General features: G+C 49.0%; 15 protein-coding genes. All 15 read right to left on the reverse strand.

Translation table 11 applies throughout. The features are described 5' to 3' along the window. Window positions 1–69: 69 nt before the first annotated feature. Window positions 70–1185 carry a Nif3-like dinuclear metal center hexameric protein gene (locus AB4124_RS11805; protein ID WP_441972958.1) on the reverse strand — a complete coding sequence of 372 codons (1116 nt, stop codon included), beginning with the start codon at window positions 1183–1185 and terminating at the stop codon, window positions 70–72. Further along, entirely contained in the window at window positions 1161–1919 is a 759-nt protein-coding gene (locus tag AB4124_RS11810; protein WP_441972960.1) for a tRNA (adenine(22)-N(1))-methyltransferase, read from the reverse strand. The genes AB4124_RS11805 and AB4124_RS11810 overlap by 25 nt, the downstream gene beginning before the upstream one ends. 266 nt (window positions 1920–2185) lie before the next feature. After that, window positions 2186–3316 (reverse strand): RNA polymerase sigma factor RpoD, encoded by a 1131-nt coding sequence (gene rpoD / locus AB4124_RS11815; protein WP_076321292.1) that lies wholly within the window; start codon window positions 3314–3316, stop codon window positions 2186–2188. Window positions 3317–3358: 42 nt separating this feature from the next. After that, window positions 3359–5176 (reverse strand): DNA primase, encoded by a 1818-nt coding sequence (gene dnaG / locus AB4124_RS11820; RefSeq protein ID WP_430112694.1) that lies wholly within the window; start codon window positions 5174–5176, stop codon window positions 3359–3361. Between the two features lie 41 nt (window positions 5177–5217). Beyond that, complete coding sequence (locus AB4124_RS11825) at window positions 5218–5697, reverse strand: YaiI/YqxD family protein (RefSeq protein WP_430113142.1); 480 nt, start codon at window positions 5695–5697, stop codon at window positions 5218–5220. Between the two features lie 327 nt (window positions 5698–6024). Beyond that, on the reverse strand, window positions 6025–8100 hold the full coding sequence (gene glyS / locus AB4124_RS11830) for a glycine--tRNA ligase subunit beta (protein ID WP_441972963.1): 2076 nt from the start codon (window positions 8098–8100) through the stop codon (window positions 6025–6027). Continuing rightward, window positions 8093–8980 (reverse strand): glycine--tRNA ligase subunit alpha, encoded by an 888-nt coding sequence (gene glyQ, locus AB4124_RS11835; RefSeq protein ID WP_071223067.1) that lies wholly within the window; start codon window positions 8978–8980, stop codon window positions 8093–8095. The genes glyS and glyQ overlap by 8 nt, the downstream gene beginning before the upstream one ends. A 370-nt stretch (window positions 8981–9350) precedes the next feature. Further along, the gene (gene recO, locus AB4124_RS11840; RefSeq protein ID WP_339271921.1) at window positions 9351–10106 is read right to left on the reverse strand and encodes a DNA repair protein RecO; all 756 of its coding nucleotides are present in this window, start codon (window positions 10104–10106) and stop codon (window positions 9351–9353) included. A gap of 36 nt (window positions 10107–10142) precedes the next feature. Further along, on the reverse strand, window positions 10143–10283 hold the full coding sequence (locus tag AB4124_RS11845) for a YqzL family protein (protein ID WP_441972965.1): 141 nt from the start codon (window positions 10281–10283) through the stop codon (window positions 10143–10145). A gap of 134 nt (window positions 10284–10417) precedes the next feature. After that, on the reverse strand, window positions 10418–11320 hold the full coding sequence (gene era / locus AB4124_RS11850; protein ID WP_339271920.1) for a GTPase Era: 903 nt from the start codon (window positions 11318–11320) through the stop codon (window positions 10418–10420). 72 nt (window positions 11321–11392) lie between these two features. Further along, complete coding sequence (gene cdd, locus AB4124_RS11855) at window positions 11393–11800, reverse strand: cytidine deaminase (RefSeq protein WP_076320593.1); 408 nt, start codon at window positions 11798–11800, stop codon at window positions 11393–11395. Window positions 11801–11819: 19 nt separating this feature from the next. Further along, window positions 11820–12203: a diacylglycerol kinase family protein gene (locus AB4124_RS11860; RefSeq protein WP_076320592.1), complete on the reverse strand. Its 384-nt coding sequence runs from the start codon at window positions 12201–12203 to the stop codon at window positions 11820–11822. After that, window positions 12203–12700, reverse strand: a complete 498-nt coding sequence (ybeY, locus tag AB4124_RS11865) for an rRNA maturation RNase YbeY (protein WP_441972968.1) — start codon at window positions 12698–12700, stop codon at window positions 12203–12205. The genes AB4124_RS11860 and ybeY overlap by 1 nt, the downstream gene beginning before the upstream one ends. Before the next feature lie 27 nt (window positions 12701–12727). Then, on the reverse strand, window positions 12728–15004 hold the full coding sequence (locus tag AB4124_RS11870) for an HD family phosphohydrolase (RefSeq protein WP_441972970.1): 2277 nt from the start codon (window positions 15002–15004) through the stop codon (window positions 12728–12730). Between the two features lie 14 nt (window positions 15005–15018). Then, window positions 15019–15990, reverse strand: a complete 972-nt coding sequence (locus AB4124_RS11875; protein ID WP_339271919.1) for a PhoH family protein — start codon at window positions 15988–15990, stop codon at window positions 15019–15021. Window positions 15991–15994: the final 4 nt, after the last annotated feature.

The following is a 15994-nucleotide window of genomic DNA, read 5'->3' on the forward strand; positions in this document are numbered from 1 at the left end:
TGGACGACGTAATGTTCATGGTCACGTGTCAAAAAGAGAACTCTTTTCCATGACTTACAATGCTGTTCTTTAAATGAACTGGAACGGCTCTGTATTGATGCAGGAAGCGACAACCCGGGTTTCGTACTTATGCTCCTGCAGTTTCTGCTCCATCCACTCGGCCACTTTGACCTTCATGATCTTCTCGGCATTATGACCCGGATCAATGATCGTAAGTCCCGCTGCAAGGGCATCCTGTGCTGTATGATAATCCACATCTCCCGTGACCAGCACATCAGCTCCTCGGAACAGTGCTTTCATCATGTAGCGTCCTCCGGAGCCCCCTATGACGGCCGCCTTGCGGATGGTGCGGTCGAGGTCACCTACGACACGAACATGAGGAACCTCCAGTTTCTCTTTTACCACGTCTACCAGCTCAGCCAACGTCTTCGGCTCCTTTAGCTTACCGACCCGGCCAAGACCAAGGGATCTACTCTTAAGATCCATCGCATACAGATCATAGGCAACCTCTTCATAAGGATGCGCCTTCAGCATGGCCTGGATCACTTTATTTCGGATGGCATGAGGAACAATCGTCTCGATCCGAACCTCATTTGCACGTTCCATCTTACCTTCCTTACCTAGAAAAGGATTACTGCCTTCTCGCGGAACATAGGTGCCAAAGCCCTCGATGTTGAAGCTGCAGTGGCTGTAATTTCCGATCCAGCCTGCACCAGCGCCGAGCACAGCATCCAGCACCTCTTGATGATGGCTCTTCGGCACAAATACCACCAGCTTGGACAACTGTTCATTATGCATATCATGAATAGGCGACGTATTCTCGATTCCCAAGGCTTCCGCCATCCAATCGTTCATCCCGCCTTCGGTTACGTCCAAATTGGTATGACTTATATATACCGCAATGTCGTGTTTGATCAGCTTCTCGTATACCTTGCCCATTGGGGTATCCGTCTGCAATTGTTTCAGCGGACGGTATATAATTGCATGATGCGCGATAATCAGGTCAGCTCCAAGCTCGATGGCTTCATCCACCACTTCATCATTGACATCCAGTGCAATCAGCACCGTACGAATGTCCTTTTGCAATGTTCCAAGCTGGAGTCCGATTCGGTCATCGGGTTCCGCCACGTGCTTCGGGGCCAATTGCTCCATGTATTGAATTACCGTTTGTCCTTTGGCAAGCATGCCAGCACCTCCTGAATAAACTCGATATCCGATCGAATCTCACTCGCCTTATCGGCTGCCGTGGTGAGATCTGAACGCGAAAGCGATTGAAGAATATACCCTAGCTTCTCCATCTCCGACTTCCATTTATCGTAGAACACCGGATTCGGGGACTTCGTCAGCCAAGGTCCCATACGGAAAAGCCAGTCCGAGGATAGCTGGACACCGTCTCCAAACGTTCTTTCCGTGTAAACCTGCTCATTCGTCATGTCTGCTGTATGCGAAGGCTCGGCGATCAGCACTTCGTAAATTTTGCCGTCTTCCTCCAGGATCAATTCCTCGATCAGCACCCAGCCATGGGAGTACAGCCATTTGCGCAAGATATCTTCTCCTACATTTGGCTGCAGGACCAGCCTACGGACGCCTTCCAGCTTATTGATGCCGCGGTCCAAAATCGCTGCAATTAAGCTGCCGCCCATACCGGCAATCGTAATGACGTCGGCCTCACCGGCTGAGAGTACGTTCAAACCGTCTCCTCTTCGCACGCTGATGACATCCGTCATCCCTGATTCGATGACCTGCTTGACAGCAGCATCATAAGGGCCGGGATTAACTTCACCGGCGATCGCTTGAATTGCAGCTCCGCTCTCTACGGCAGCCACAGGCAGCAGGGCATGATCGGAACCGATATCTGCAAGTCGGCTGCCGCGTGGAATCTTCTCCAGTATTTGCGTTAATCTTCTTGATAATTTCACGGTTGACACACCTTACCATTCCATATTTTCGTCCAAATCACGATCTATTCCTTACCCTAACAGAGACGATACCAAACTGCAAACCGGCAAAGCCGGTGAAAATAAGTTGTGCCAGGTCATTTGCAATGGGTCTGAAAAAGAGCTAAAATAAAGACCAATAAAACAAATGCAGGAAGAAATTCCATAACCAAGAAACTTATACATGCGATGCATGAATTCGAAAAAAAGGACCTGCTGCCGTTACTGCAGAAGGTCCGTGGATTAAGCTATTCGAGAAAATCCTTTAACCGCTTGCTGCGGCTTGGGTGACGAAGCTTACGGAGCGCTTTCGCTTCGATCTGCCGAATCCGTTCGCGTGTAACACCGAACACTTTGCCGACCTCTTCCAGTGTTCTCGTGCGCCCATCATCGAGTCCGAAACGAAGACGAAGGACATTCTCCTCGCGCTCTGTCAGCGTATCCAGCACATCTTCGAGCTGTTCCTTTAGAAGCTCGTAAGCAGCCGCATCCGCAGGAGCGAGCGCTTCCTGATCCTCGATGAAATCGCCAAGATGGGAATCGTCTTCTTCACCGATTGGCGTTTCCAGCGAAACCGGCTCCTGGGCAATCTTCATAATCTCCCGAACTTTCTCAACACTGAGTTCCATCTCTGCAGCAATTTCCTCCGGCGAAGGCTCGCGTCCGAGCTCCTGCAGAAGCTGTCTGGATACACGAATCAGTTTGTTGATGGTCTCCACCATATGCACAGGAATTCGGATGGTACGGGCCTGGTCAGCAATAGCACGGGTGATCGCTTGGCGAATCCACCAGGTCGCATACGTACTGAATTTGAAACCCTTTTTGTAATCGAACTTCTCCACGGCTTTGATCAAACCCATGTTGCCCTCCTGAATCAAATCCAGGAACAGCATTCCTCGTCCGACATAACGCTTCGCGATACTTACAACAAGACGCAGGTTGGCTTCAGCCAGACGGCGCTTGGCTTCCTCATCCCCCTGTTCAATCCGGTTGGCTAGTTCAATCTCATCATCAGCTGACAACAGCGGAACCCGTCCAATTTCCTTCAGGTACATCCGCACCGGATCGTTAATCTTAATCCCAGGAGGCAGTGAAAGATCGTCGTCAAACCCAAAATCCTCATTATCATGGGATTCAGAATCTCCCGATTGCCGGTGAGTACCCTCTTCATCATTCTCATTTACTACATCGATACCCAGGTCGGCCAGCTGCTCATAGAACTCTTCCATCTGCTCCGTGTCCTGATCAAATGGCGATAATTTCTCCATAATATCTTTATAGCTCAATACGGATCTCTTTTTACCCTGTTCAATCAACTGATCCTTGACTTGATCCAGCGTAAATTCCGTTTCTAGTTCAGTATGCTGATCATTCGCCATCATTCGACTCCCTCCTCCCTAGAAACAGCAATGTGCGGGGCTTTATTGTCTTTCTAGGGCGATAATCTCACTTGCAATTTGTGCGGCTCGCAAAAAATCACCTGAGCGCTCCGCTTTTATCATCTCTTCTTTTTTCTGGTCGATCTCTCTCTGCTGCGGAAATTTCAGCACCTCACGTATGCAATCATCGAGCACTTGAACATTCCAATCGGCTGGTGCTTCCATCATCATGATCGAGCTGACCGTCATTTCCAAACGATCGTCGTGGAGCGATGACATGAAACGGCTGATATCCGGAGATTTACCCTGTGCGTAAAAAGCATATAGATAAGCAGCAATTGCCGCATGATCTTCAATATTAAACGCTTCTCCCAGGCGATCGCCAACGTATCGCGCGGCTTCCGCATCCTGCAGCATCAGCGACAGCAGCCGCCGTTCTGCAGCATGGTAAGCAGGCAGAAGTACCGGGGCGGGCTGGCGCCCTTTTTTATGCCTACCATTATTCCACCTTTTTTCCTTATTATCCCCATCGCCCATCTTTTTTTGCATCGATTGCCGTAGCAGATTGCAATCCTGCTTAAGACTTTCGTAGGAAAGATGAAGCTCGGAGGACAATTCCCTCAAGTAAACTTCTCGTTCAGTTGAGGAATTCAGTACTGCGATAATGGGCAATGCCTCTTTGGCGTACGCAATCTTACCATCTTCTTCTAGCAGTATATGGTTTTTCTTCAGATATATAAGTTTAAATTTTGTTGTTGAAACAGCTGTTTCTACTACATGCCTGAAACGCTCGGCACCGAATTTGCGGATGTAATCATCGGGATCCATTCCTTCGTTCACCAAAGCGATTCGTACTCTGAGACCAACGCCTTCCAGCATTGGAATGACTTTTAACGCAGCAGCCATACCGGCTTTATCACCGTCATAGACAACAACAACTTCTTCAGCCACCGATTTCATGATTGCTACTTGGTTTTCCGTTAGAGAGGTCCCCATCGTTGCCACACCATTGTGAAGTCCTGCTTCCCATGACGAAATGACATCACCGTAACCTTCGAATAACAGAATTTGACGCAATTTGCGTATGGATGTCTTTGCCTGGTGCAGGTTGTACAATGTGCGGCTCTTATTAAATAGAAGTGTCTCCGGGGAATTCAGATACTTCGGTTGACCGTCCCCCAGTATTCTGCCAGCAAAAGCAATGACCTTGCCGCTGCGGTCATGTATCGGAAACATGATTCGTCCGCGAAAACGGTCGAGATAGCCTTCTTGTTCATTTCTTGCGGATAATAAACCGCCCTTTTCCATCTCTTTCAAGTCAAAGGCTCGCTTCGTCAGGAACTGAACGAGCGTGTCCCAACGATCTGGCGCATAACCGATTTGGAACTGGTCAATCATTTTGTCGCTCATTCCACGGGATCGTAAATACTTCATGGCTTCTGTACCATGCTCCGTATTCTTCAATAGGAAATGGTACAGCTTGGCGCTAAGCTCATAGGCTTCAATCAAACGTTCTTTTTCCGGATTACGAGGAATTACGGGAACTCCTTGACCTTCCGGCAACGAGATATCATTCTCTTCTGCCATTGTCTTTACGGCTTCGGGGAAAGAAAATCCTTCGATTTCCATTCTAAATTTAATGGCGTTTCCGCCCTTACCGCAGCCATAGCAGTAAAAGATTTGGCGTTCCGGTGTAACCGTAAAGGAAGGAGTCTTCTCTGAGTGAAACGGGCACAAGCCCTTCAGGTATTTCCCTTGTTTGGTAAGATGCACGTATTTGCTGACCGTGTCCACAATATCGCTTTTGGCCAGTACTTCCTCAATGACATCATCCGGAATATTACCTTGTCCGGTACTCATCCAAACCACCTTCATCTCTTTTGGCACGTAAATAGTATTCGCTACGGGTGGACATTCTCCTGCAATTCATGCAAAAGTTTTGTCAGTTTATGTTGAAAATAACTCCGGTCTTCGTCAAGCAGTTTTTTGGGCCCTTTGCCATACTTTCCTTGCTTCCTCGCCTTCGCCTGATGGTGACGGGAATCCAGCATGAAATCGATATCCGCATTATGGAAAATACGACCACGAAAAGATATCACATGGCATGATTTGGCAAGCGCAAGTGCAGCCAGTCCATAATCCTGCGTCACCACGATATCCCCCCTGGATATGTGGTTAGCGATGTATAGATCCGCACTTTGATCACTCCGATCCACCTGGACCGTCGTAACCCCTTCTTCTGCCTGCTGCAGATGATCATAGGAAGAAACAAGCAGTACCGGCACACGAAATGTACGAGCAGTCTCTGCGATTTCCTTCTTGACTGGACATGCATCACCGTCAACCACGATCGAAATGGAGTTGCTTTCGTTCATTCGCATCACCGGCTTTTATCGTTAATCTTGGGATTCATCTTTATGCTGTATATTATTATATACGTCTTTGACCGATTAAAATCCTGCTTCTAAGAAAAACGTCTATCGACGTACTTTCACAGAAGACAGACCGCGTATAGCGGAAGTTTTTCTTGCGAGATACAGGATGGTAAACCTCTGAAGCTTATACTTTCTTATCTCTTCAAATAAACAATGACCCTCACTTGCTTGATTCCGTCCGTTCATAGCGAAAGCGCCATCCCGTGCATAATCACGGGCTGTCGCTTTCACTGAACAATGCATTATAACATTAGTAAAATCATGCTGTCACTACTACCACACTAATTTTGTGAAATCGGCATAACGCTTCAAATCTCCATCAATACCGGAGAGCAGTGCGAGACGATTGGCCCGAACGGCTTCGTCCTCAGCCATGACCATAACGGAGTCGAAGAACCCGGTAATCGGTTCTTTGAGTCCACCCAGCAAGGACAATGAACGTTCACCGTCAGCAGCTTGCAGCGCGGCATGGTAATCTTCGCGGATCGCGCTCCAAGCTTCATAAAGCTTGCCTTCTTCCGTTTCCGTAAACAGTTCAGGATTGACCGCAGCCTTGCCGGCCTTGGCAGCCAAATTGCTGACCCTGTTGAAGGATTCCACCGTCGCCTTGAAGTCCTGGACATGATCCACAGCATTCATCAGCGCGTGACCGCGGGATACAACCGACACCACATGATCAAATCCAGCGGTAATCACGGCATCCACCACATCATAACGCTGATCTTCGGACAGCAGCTTCTTCACGCGAAGCCCGAAGAACTCTTTAAGGTCCTTACGGATTTCATCCGTCGAGCGCTTCAATACGCGAATGTTCTCATGAACCTCCAGGGCCACGCCGAAGACGTCCGATAACGTCACCGGGAATTTGTGCTCCAAGATGATCTGAACGATGCCCGCAGCCTGACGGCGCAGTGCGTAAGGATCCTGGGAGCCTGTCGGAATGATGCCGATGGAGAAGCATCCCACAATCGTATCGATTTTATCCGCGATACTTACGATGGATCCCACCGAGGTGGAAGGCACTGCGTCACCGGCGAAGCGAGGCTGGTAATGCTCAAACACCGCTTTGGCGACCTGCTCCTTCTCACCGGCTTTTCTTGCATAATCCTCTCCCATAACCCCCTGCAGTTCAGGGAATTCATAAACCATCTGGCTCACCAGATCGAATTTGCAAATATCAGCTGCACGGCTCACAGAATCGGCTTCGTCAGCCGAAATGCTAAGCTTCGCGGACAACTGATCGGAAATCCGGCGGATTCTGCGGACTTTATCACCGATGGTCCCCAGCTCCTCATGGAAAACGATGCTCTCCAGCTTCGATAAGGCATCTTTGATCTGAAGCTTCTGATCTTCCTCATAGAAGAATTTGGCGTCCGACAAACGAGCCCGCAGCACCTTCTCATTCCCTCTTGCGATAACGTCAAGGGAACGGCTGTCTCCGCTGCGCACCGTTACGAAGAACGGAAGCAATTGTCCCTGCTTATCCAGTACAGGGAAGTACCGCTGATGCTCACGCATTGAAGTAATTAATACTTCCTGCGGAATATGGAGAAATGAGGAGTCGAATGATCCATACAGCACAGTTGGAGTCTCAACCAGGAACAATACCTCTTCGAGCAAATCATCCTTGATGGCGATATTCCAATCCTTCTCTTTGGCCAATGCCTGAATCTGCGACACAATCATCTCTTGGCGTTCATTCACGTCTACGATGACATGCTGCTCGCGCAATACATCGCGGTAAGCGGATGCCTCAGGAATAACGGCTTCTCCGCCAAGGAAACGGTGACCACGGGTCACGTTGCCCGCCTTCATGCCCGTAATTTCCAGATCAATCGTCTCACTGCCGAGCAAAGCGACCATCCACTTAATCGGACGAACGAATTTAAATTCGTGCGCCCCCCAGCGCATATTTTTCGGAAATGTCATCGAAGTCAAAATGCCAAGAAGTCCTTCGGACAGGATCGACTTCGTATCCACGCCGACGCTATTCTTCGTCACATAGATATACTCTACTCCGCCGAGCTCCTTAAACGTAAAACTCGCGGGATCTACGCCCTGGCTTTTTGCAAAGCCAAGCGCTGCCTTGCTCCACTGTCCGCTGTCATCCAATGCGATCTTACGGGAAGGCCCTTTCACTTCTTCGCTGACGTCCTCTTGTTTGTCCGCAACGTTCTGTACCCATACCGCCAAACGCCGCGGCGTAGCATATGCCGTTACTTCGCCATGTCCGATTCTGGAAGCATCCAGCCATTTGACCAATTTGTCTTGAAGCTGTTCCATCGCGGCGCGCAGAAATCTCGCCGGGACTTCTTCCAGACCGATTTCAAACAATAAATCCTTAGACATGGTCTGCGCCCCCTTTCTTAATCAGCGGGAAGCCCAGCTTCTCGCGCTCCTCCAAATATGTGGCTGCAACCTGACGAGCCAGGTTTCGCACGCGCATAATGTATCCCGTTCTCTCCGTTACACTGATCGCCCCTCTGGCATCCAGCAGGTTAAACGTGTGGGAGCATTTTAGAACATAATCGTAGGCCGGGAATACTAAATTTTGGTTCATTGCTTTGTTCGCTTCTTCTTCATACATGTTAAACAGCGTAAACAGCATCTTCACGTCGGATACTTCAAAAGTGTACTTCGAATGCTCGAATTCCGGCTGATGGAATACGTCTCCATAGGTGATGCCGTCTACCCATTCCAGATCAAACACGTTCTCTTTATCCTGGATGTAGGAGGCAAGACGCTCCATACCATAGGTAATCTCTACAGCGACTGGGCTAGCGTCAATGCCGCCAACCTGCTGGAAGTACGTAAACTGCGTAATTTCCATACCATCCAGCCATACTTCCCAGCCAAGGCCCCATGCACCAAGCGTCGGCGCTTCCCAATTGTCCTCAACAAAACGGATGTCATGATCAAGCGGATTGATGCCAAGACGCTTCAAGCTCTCCAAATACAGCTCTTGAATATTGTCCGGCGAAGGTTTCAAAATGACCTGAAATTGGTGATGCTGATACAGACGGTTCGGGTTCTCTCCATAGCGGCCGTCAGCAGGGCGACGGGAAGGCTCTACATAAGCCACATTCCAAGGCTCGGGTCCGATCGAACGCAAATATGTCATCGGGTTCATCGTACCGGCACCCTTTTCCGTGTCGTACGGCTGCACGATGATGCAATTCTGTTCTGCCCAAAATTGCTGCAGCGTCAAAATCATCTGCTGAAAATTCATGATTTTAGCTCCTTTACATTCTTTTTCTAATTCATTCCGTCATACGTATCCATTCTCTGTACAACAAAAAGCTCTCGCCCTACGCCTGTTGTACAGACATAGGGACGAGAGCTGTAGCTTCCCGCGGTTCCACCCTACTTGGCCCTGCTGCGTCGCCTACAGAATCCTAGTCTTCAGCGATCAACAAAACCCACTTTATCGTTTCATCATGCTCCCGGGTGCCCTGTTCATGAATATCTCCCACCAGGCTTCCACCGCCCCCGGCTCGCTATTTCTCGGATCGATCATTCACTACTTTCCCGTTCAATGCATGTCAATATTCAAAAAACTAATAAACTGATAAATATAATACCTCATTCTATATCTTACGTCAAATATTGTACTTGTCCATTTGATCCAAAAAGTTTTGCGATTTCAGACGCAGCCCAAGCTGCATATCCATCAAGGCCCGCATGATTTTTTTGAGCTCGGCCTTCGTTTCGTCCTTTACATCCACATTGCCGAGCCGTCTTAAATCCAGCCGTCCAAACAGGCGGAGCAGCTTCAACGTTCTGGGCGAGATCGCCATCGCCGGCGGATCCAAATGTTTGCAGTAACGGCACAGGACGCCGCCAAGACGGGGGCTCACCAGCAAATCCTCGTCTTTTCTCGGCTGATTACACGAGATGCACACATCCAGCTCCGGCCCGTACCCTGCGGCCTGCAGAATTTTCATCTCGTACAGATTGATGATAATTTGAGGATCCTTATCCTCCTGAAGAGCCTCCAGACAAGCTTTGAGCTGATGAAACCAAAAAGCGCCCGTCTCCTCATCCTGCAGCACCCGATCCAAGAGCTCGCAAGCATAAGAAGCATAGGCAGCTTTCACAAGATCCTCCCTGAGCCCGTGATGAGACTCCATGATCTCACCGGCATTCAAGTTGCCGAGCCCCGTACCATTTCGGAAGAAAACATACTCTCCATAGGTAAATAGCTGAGTCAGAGCAGCATGTCGGCTTTTCACCTTTTTTGCTCCTCTGACCAGCACGCCTACCTTGCCCGATTCTTTGGTGCAAAGTGTAATGATTTTGTTCCCTTCACCGTAGTCCATGCTGCGGATGACAATCCCTTCCGCCCGATATAGCATGCGCTTTCCCCCAACCATTCCTGGAACAACCAATAATTACTCGTCTTCTTCATGCGGGGCCGCCTCATCTTCAACGGATGCAGCTGTAAGAACCGACTCACACTCGGTTTGCTTATACAGCAAATACGCATCGACATCTCCAGTCATCGCAAAATACTTCCACGAAAAATCTCGCATTCGTATTCATCCTCTCTTCGGAAATGACGTTTCGCATCTACGAAAATTAGGATGTGCGCCTAGAGCAGATTTATGAAATGCAATTGTTGGCAGGCGGCGCCGTGTATGATTTGGCTCCGATTTGCACTACGGCTTTATTCCCCGCGGTGAAATCCGAGATCGCGAAGAACGCGTTCTTGGTTGCGCCAATCTTTTTTAACCTTCACCCAGAGTTCCAAGAAAATCTTGGACCCGAGCAGCCTTTGAATATCCTGACGAGCTTGTCTGCCAACTTCTTTTAACAGAGCACCCTGCTTGCCGATAATGATGCCCTTTTGGGAGTCACGTTCTACAAAAATCACGGCTGAAATATATACGGTTCCGTTCTCCTCCACCCGCATATCCTCGATGGTAACCGCAATGGAATGAGGAATTTCCTCTCTTGTCATATGCAAAATTTTCTCGCGAATCAGCTCTGCGCACACGAACTGCTCTGGATGATCCGTCACCTGGTCTTCAGGATAATACTGCGGGCCAGAAGGCAAATACTTCTGTATCTGTTCAAGCAGCGTGTCGACATTATTGCCGAGCTTCGCGGAAATCGGGACGATCTCAGCAAAATCATGCAGCTTCCGATATTGCTCAATCAGAGGCAGCAGAGCGGGCGGCTCAATCTTGTCGATTTTGTTCATGACCAGGATGATCGGAGTCTTGATCTTCTGCAGCTGCTCGGCGATATAACGGTCTCCCCCGCCGATTCCCTCGGAAGCGTCTACCAGAAACAAGGCGGCTTCAACTTCGCCCAGCGTGCTCAAAGCGGTCTGATTCATGTAATCCCCGAGCTTGGATTGACGTTTATGAATTCCCGGTGTATCCAGAAACACCACTTGAGAATCGTTGGTCGTATAAACGCCATGAATTTTATTCCGTGTTGTTTGCGGTTTGTCCGACATGATGGCAATCTTCTGACCGATCACCTGGTTCATCAGCGTTGATTTCCCTACGTTTGGTCTTCCGATTATAGCCACAAACCCGGACTTAAATTGTTTTTTTTGCATACCATTCCTCCGCTACTGTTCCTGTTTCTACATGTTGGGTAAACCTTGATATGTTCCTGTTCATTTGCAAACTTACTGCTTGTTTAAATCCCAAGGACCAAACGCTCCCGGCAGCAGTTCACTGACGGTCGTCTCCTTGATGTCACCCTTCATATTTCCCATGATCACCTTCATATCCGGCTTGCACAGCTCCACCAGCACTTGCCGGCATACCCCGCAAGGCGTGCACGGGCCTTCCGTATCGGCAACGATGGCAATGGCCTGGAAGCTTCCTGCTTCATGACCATCGGCAATCGCACGGAACAATGCTGTACGCTCAGCGCAATTGGTAGGGCCATATGCGGCATTCTCTACATTACAGCCAAGATGTACCTCTCCGTGCGAATCGAGCAGGGCTGCCCCCACCCCAAATGCCGAATAGGGTATGTACGCCCGCGTACGTGCTTTAATCGCTTCCTGCATTAATAATCCTGCATCCATATCCAGTTCCTCCTATTGTTCAACTTGTCATTGATTGTATCCATTCCCATAGCGGTTCATAGAAGACCAGAATACCGATTACGACGGCAAACACCGCTGCAACTAACGCTGCACCGGCTGCTGTATCCTTAGCCACCCGAGCTAAAACATGTTCTTCTGGCGAGATCAGATCGATAATGGCCTCTACTGCAGTATTCACCAGCTCCGCGATAAATACGAGGGCAATCGCCAATAACAAAAACAACCAGCTCATTCGATCCAATTGCAGCAAAGCTGCTGCGATGAATACAATCAAGGCAGCAGCAATGTGGATTTTCATATTGCGTTCCGTTTGTACAGCCGTCAAGATGCCGCGTATCGCGCACCCAAATGCCCTGTATAACGATTGTCTGTGCGGCTTCACTATCTTGTCAATCCTACTTCTGCAAGTACAGCCTCCTGCTTGCCCATCATTTCCGCTTCGCTCGCCTCATCCTGATGATCATATCCGAGCAAATGCAGAAATCCATGAACGAACAGAAAAGCAAGCTCCCGTTCCAAGGAATGACCATATTCTTCGCTTTGCAGCTTCGCCCGAGGGACCGAGATAATGATATCACCCAGAACATCCGGCACGCTCTCCAGATCTTCTCCCTCTTCGATCTCATAAATGATCTCGAGCTCATCGTTCGTAATCTCATTCATTGCAAAGGAGAGAACGTCGGTCGGACGATCGATTCCACGATACTCCCGATTCAATTCATGGATCTGCTCATCATCGACAAAGGTCAGATCCACCTCTCCATCGGTTACGCCTTCAGCCTCTCCGGCCTTCTGAAGAATCACTTCAAGCAGGGCGATCCATTCCTCGCTAATCTGAAAATCCTCTTGTTCATTATTCCATGCCAGCTGCAGGCTCATTCTTATACGCTCCTTCTCTGTTCCTCACTATGTTGCGGATGTCTCGGAAGCAGTCGAGATATCGCCATTTGGTGCGGACGGCTTGGGACGCTTCACATCTTCCGGATATTCGATCCGGGAATGGAAAATCCCCATCACCGTTTCCTTTAATGTCTTGGCGATAATATCCAGTTCCTTCATCGTTAAATCACAATCATTAAACTGATGGTCATCCAGACGACCTTTGATAATCTTCTCGATCATCGATTCAACCTGTTCCACCGTCGGTTTACGCAATGAACGGACAGCCGCTTCCACGCTGTCGGCTATGCCGACAATCGCAGACTCCTTGGATTGAGCCTTCGGTCCTGGATAACGGAAATCATCTTCGGTGAAATCCGGTTCGATGCCCTGTTCTTCAGCCTGACGAACCGCTTTATGATAAAAATAGTGTAAAAACGTTGTGCCATGGTGCTGCTCTGCGATATCCCGTATCGGTTTAGGCAGCTTGTACTCCTTGAGCATTTCTACGCCATCCCTTGCGTGAGCAACGATAATGGATTTGCTCAGCTTCGGTTCAATGGAATCATGCGGGTTCTCCATATTGTTCTGGTTCTCGATGAAATAGATCGGACGCTTAGTTTTTCCGATATCATGATAATAGGAACCGACGCGGCACAGCAGTCCGTTGGCGCCAATCGCTTCCGCCGCAGCTTCGGACAAATTTCCGACCATGACACTGTGATGATAAGTGCCCGGCGTCTCCGTCAACAGTTTGCGGAGCAGCGGATGGTTCGGGTTCGATAATTCCACCAGCTTCAGCGCCGACAGAATACCGAAAGTTACTTCGAAGAACGGCATTAACCCGATAACCAGGATGGCCGTTAACAAGCCGCCCGCGATGGCAAAACCGATCGAATACAGCGTTTCGCTCGTAGTCCATGTATCGTTATTGAGCAGCAGCATGATAAACACGATCAATGAGCCGAAGAGAGAAGCCATAATACCGCCCTTCAGCATCGTCGACCGCTGGCTCGCGCGGTGAATCGAGAAGATCGCCACGCAAGAAGTCACGGCTGCGAATAACCCGAACTTGAAGTCAAACAATTCGCCTTGGACGTTCAATATAACACTTGCCATGATGCTGAAAATGATAACGCTGAAATAGGCCAGCGAGGTTTCCAACAGCAGGGTAATCAGAATCGCGCCAATCGCGACAGGTGCAAGATATCCCACATACATCTGGGAATCGCTTTGCAGAAATGCGGTCAAATGCATGGGGATCAGCGTGATCACATACACCAGGACCAGCATTAGCAGCTGCGAGTTGTTATATTTGAATTTACCGGGTTCCGACTGCCGAATGAAATTGAGTATGCCAAGAGACAGCAAGACGGACAGAAGCAGAACGCCCAGCTCCGGCCAGTAATTGATATCGTCCTTCAGCAGGCCATTTTTACCAAGCAGCTCGTAAAGCTCCGGTGTGATCATCTGGCCCTTCGCTACAAGGATATCCCCTTGTTTGATAAATACGGGCGGGGTATTCTCTCTGGCCTCAACCTTCGCATTCTTCGTGGCAACCTCATCATAGAACTTGTTGGCCGTAATCGTTAAACTCGCCAATTCCTGAACGACTTCCCTGGCGGTCCGATCATTCAACGAGCTTGTATTCACTCTCTCCGCCACGCGGGTACGAGCCGTATCGGCATCCACGATTTCGTTCAGCATCAGCCTGGATACAATCTCGCGAGCTACAGGCTTCATCTGAATAATATCTTCCGAATTCAACCTCGGTATCTTAATGAATGTTTCCTCAGGGATCCGATAGGTTTGTTCTTCGATAACCCGCTGCATTTCCTGAAGCAGCTCTTTGGAATAAGCTTCATTCGTGCTGTTGGCCGACACGAAGTTTTGCACGAATTCTCGGGCCATCCTCGGAATTTCTCTGCGATAAACTTCCACCTTTTCCGCGGAGCTTATATCCACGTCCTGATTCACACGTTCAATGCGATCAAGGATTTGTGTAACGAGAACGTCATTCCGCAGAGGAACGAGAGGGTAAATCGGCTGTACGTTCTCCGCCGCCGCCTCCTGTGCCTTCAGCGTTGCCTTGCTATCCTCAATTTGCACGGGCGCCACGATATTTTTTTCGCTTTTCGTATTGACTTGTATGTCATACCGCTCCGGCAAAAGCTTGGATGCTAGACTGATATAAAAGAGTAATGCAAGCAGCAAAAACAGAATATAGCGTGTTGCCACGCTATATTTCCATCCGCTGTTTTTACCCCATATGGACTTGTCCGTCGATGGTTCTTTGGAGGCCATTGCGACAATCCCCTTTAATCTTGGTTTTCTGCTGCTTTATCATAAGCGACGATGATTTTTTGTACTAAAGAGTGACGTACGACATCCTGTTCGGCAAAATAGACGAATCCGACTTCCTCAATTTCGCTTAATATCCTTTTAGCTTCGATAAGTCCTGATTTCTTGCCCCGCGGCAGGTCAATCTGGGTTACATCCCCTGTTATGACCATCTTCGAGCCGAATCCAAGCCGTGTCAGAAACATCTTCATCTGTTCCGGTGTGGTATTCTGTGCTTCATCCAAAATAATAAATGAATCATCCAGCGTCCGCCCGCGCATATAAGCAAGCGGCGCGATTTCAATCAACCCACGCTCTAGTGCCTTGGCCGTTTGATCCGGGCCCATGACATCGTATAGGGCATCGTACAACGGTCTGAGATAAGGGTCAACCTTCTCCTGCAGATCTCCCGGCAAGAAGCCTAGGCTCTCTCCAGCCTCGACTGCCGGCCTTGTCAGAATGATCCGTTTGACGGATCCTTCCTTCAGTGCGGCAACAGCCAGAACAACGGCCAAGTAGGTTTTCCCTGTTCCGGCAGGACCGATACCGAATACAATATCCCGTTTCTTGATGGTGGTCACATAGTGCTTTTGACCGATGGTTTTCACACGAATAGGCCTACCCTTGAAGGTTGTCGTGATTTCGCCCTTGTACAGATCCAGCAATTGATCCGCTCTCAGATCCTTGGCAAGTTCTACTGCATAAAGAATATCACGCTCGGTCAAAATGTAGCCGTTGCGCACAAGCTGGAGCAGCACTTCAAACAGCTGCTGAAGACTCTCCACATTTCGATGTTGTCCCCGAATGGTGATGACCGCTTCCCGTGAATCAATCGTCGCAGGAATTTCTTTTTCGATTAATTTAAGAAATGTATCTTGTGGTCCGAATAAGGACAGACCTTCTGACGCGCTTTGAAGTAAAATTTGAATGCTGGTCGTTTGCTGTGACAAATAG

The sequence above is a fragment of the Paenibacillus sp. 2KB_20 genome, from assembly GCF_052115765.1.
Lineage (GTDB): Bacteria > Bacillota > Bacilli > Paenibacillales > Paenibacillaceae > Paenibacillus_AQ.

What these genes read in the sequence shown, in the direction of transcription:
- AB4124_RS11870 (WP_441972970.1), bottom strand. Translation starts at nt 15,004, where the DNA reads ATGGCCTCCAAAGAACCATCGACGGACAAGTCCATATGGGGTAAAAAC.
- AB4124_RS11825 (WP_430113142.1), bottom strand. Translation starts at nt 5,697, where the DNA reads ATGCGAATGAACGAAAGCAACTCCATTTCGATCGTGGTTGACGGTGAT.
- AB4124_RS11845 (WP_441972965.1), bottom strand. Translation starts at nt 10,283, where the DNA reads ATGCGAGATTTTTCGTGGAAGTATTTTGCGATGACTGGAGATGTCGAT.
- ybeY (WP_441972968.1), bottom strand. Translation starts at nt 12,700, where the DNA reads ATGAGCCTGCAGCTGGCATGGAATAATGAACAAGAGGATTTTCAGATT.
- dnaG (WP_430112694.1), bottom strand. Translation starts at nt 5,176, where the DNA reads ATGAGTACCGGACAAGGTAATATTCCGGATGATGTCATTGAGGAAGTA.
- glyQ (WP_071223067.1), bottom strand. Translation starts at nt 8,980, where the DNA reads ATGAATTTTCAGCAGATGATTTTGACGCTGCAGCAATTTTGGGCAGAA.
- cdd (WP_076320593.1), bottom strand. Translation starts at nt 11,800, where the DNA reads ATGGATGCAGGATTATTAATGCAGGAAGCGATTAAAGCACGTACGCGG.
- glyS (WP_441972963.1), bottom strand. Translation starts at nt 8,100, where the DNA reads ATGTCTAAGGATTTATTGTTTGAAATCGGTCTGGAAGAAGTCCCGGCG.
- rpoD (WP_076321292.1), bottom strand. Translation starts at nt 3,316, where the DNA reads ATGGCGAATGATCAGCATACTGAACTAGAAACGGAATTTACGCTGGAT.
- recO (WP_339271921.1), bottom strand. Translation starts at nt 10,106, where the DNA reads ATGCTATATCGGGCGGAAGGGATTGTCATCCGCAGCATGGACTACGGT.
- era (WP_339271920.1), bottom strand. Translation starts at nt 11,320, where the DNA reads ATGCAAAAAAAACAATTTAAGTCCGGGTTTGTGGCTATAATCGGAAGA.
- AB4124_RS11805 (WP_441972958.1), bottom strand. Translation starts at nt 1,185, where the DNA reads ATGCTTGCCAAAGGACAAACGGTAATTCAATACATGGAGCAATTGGCC.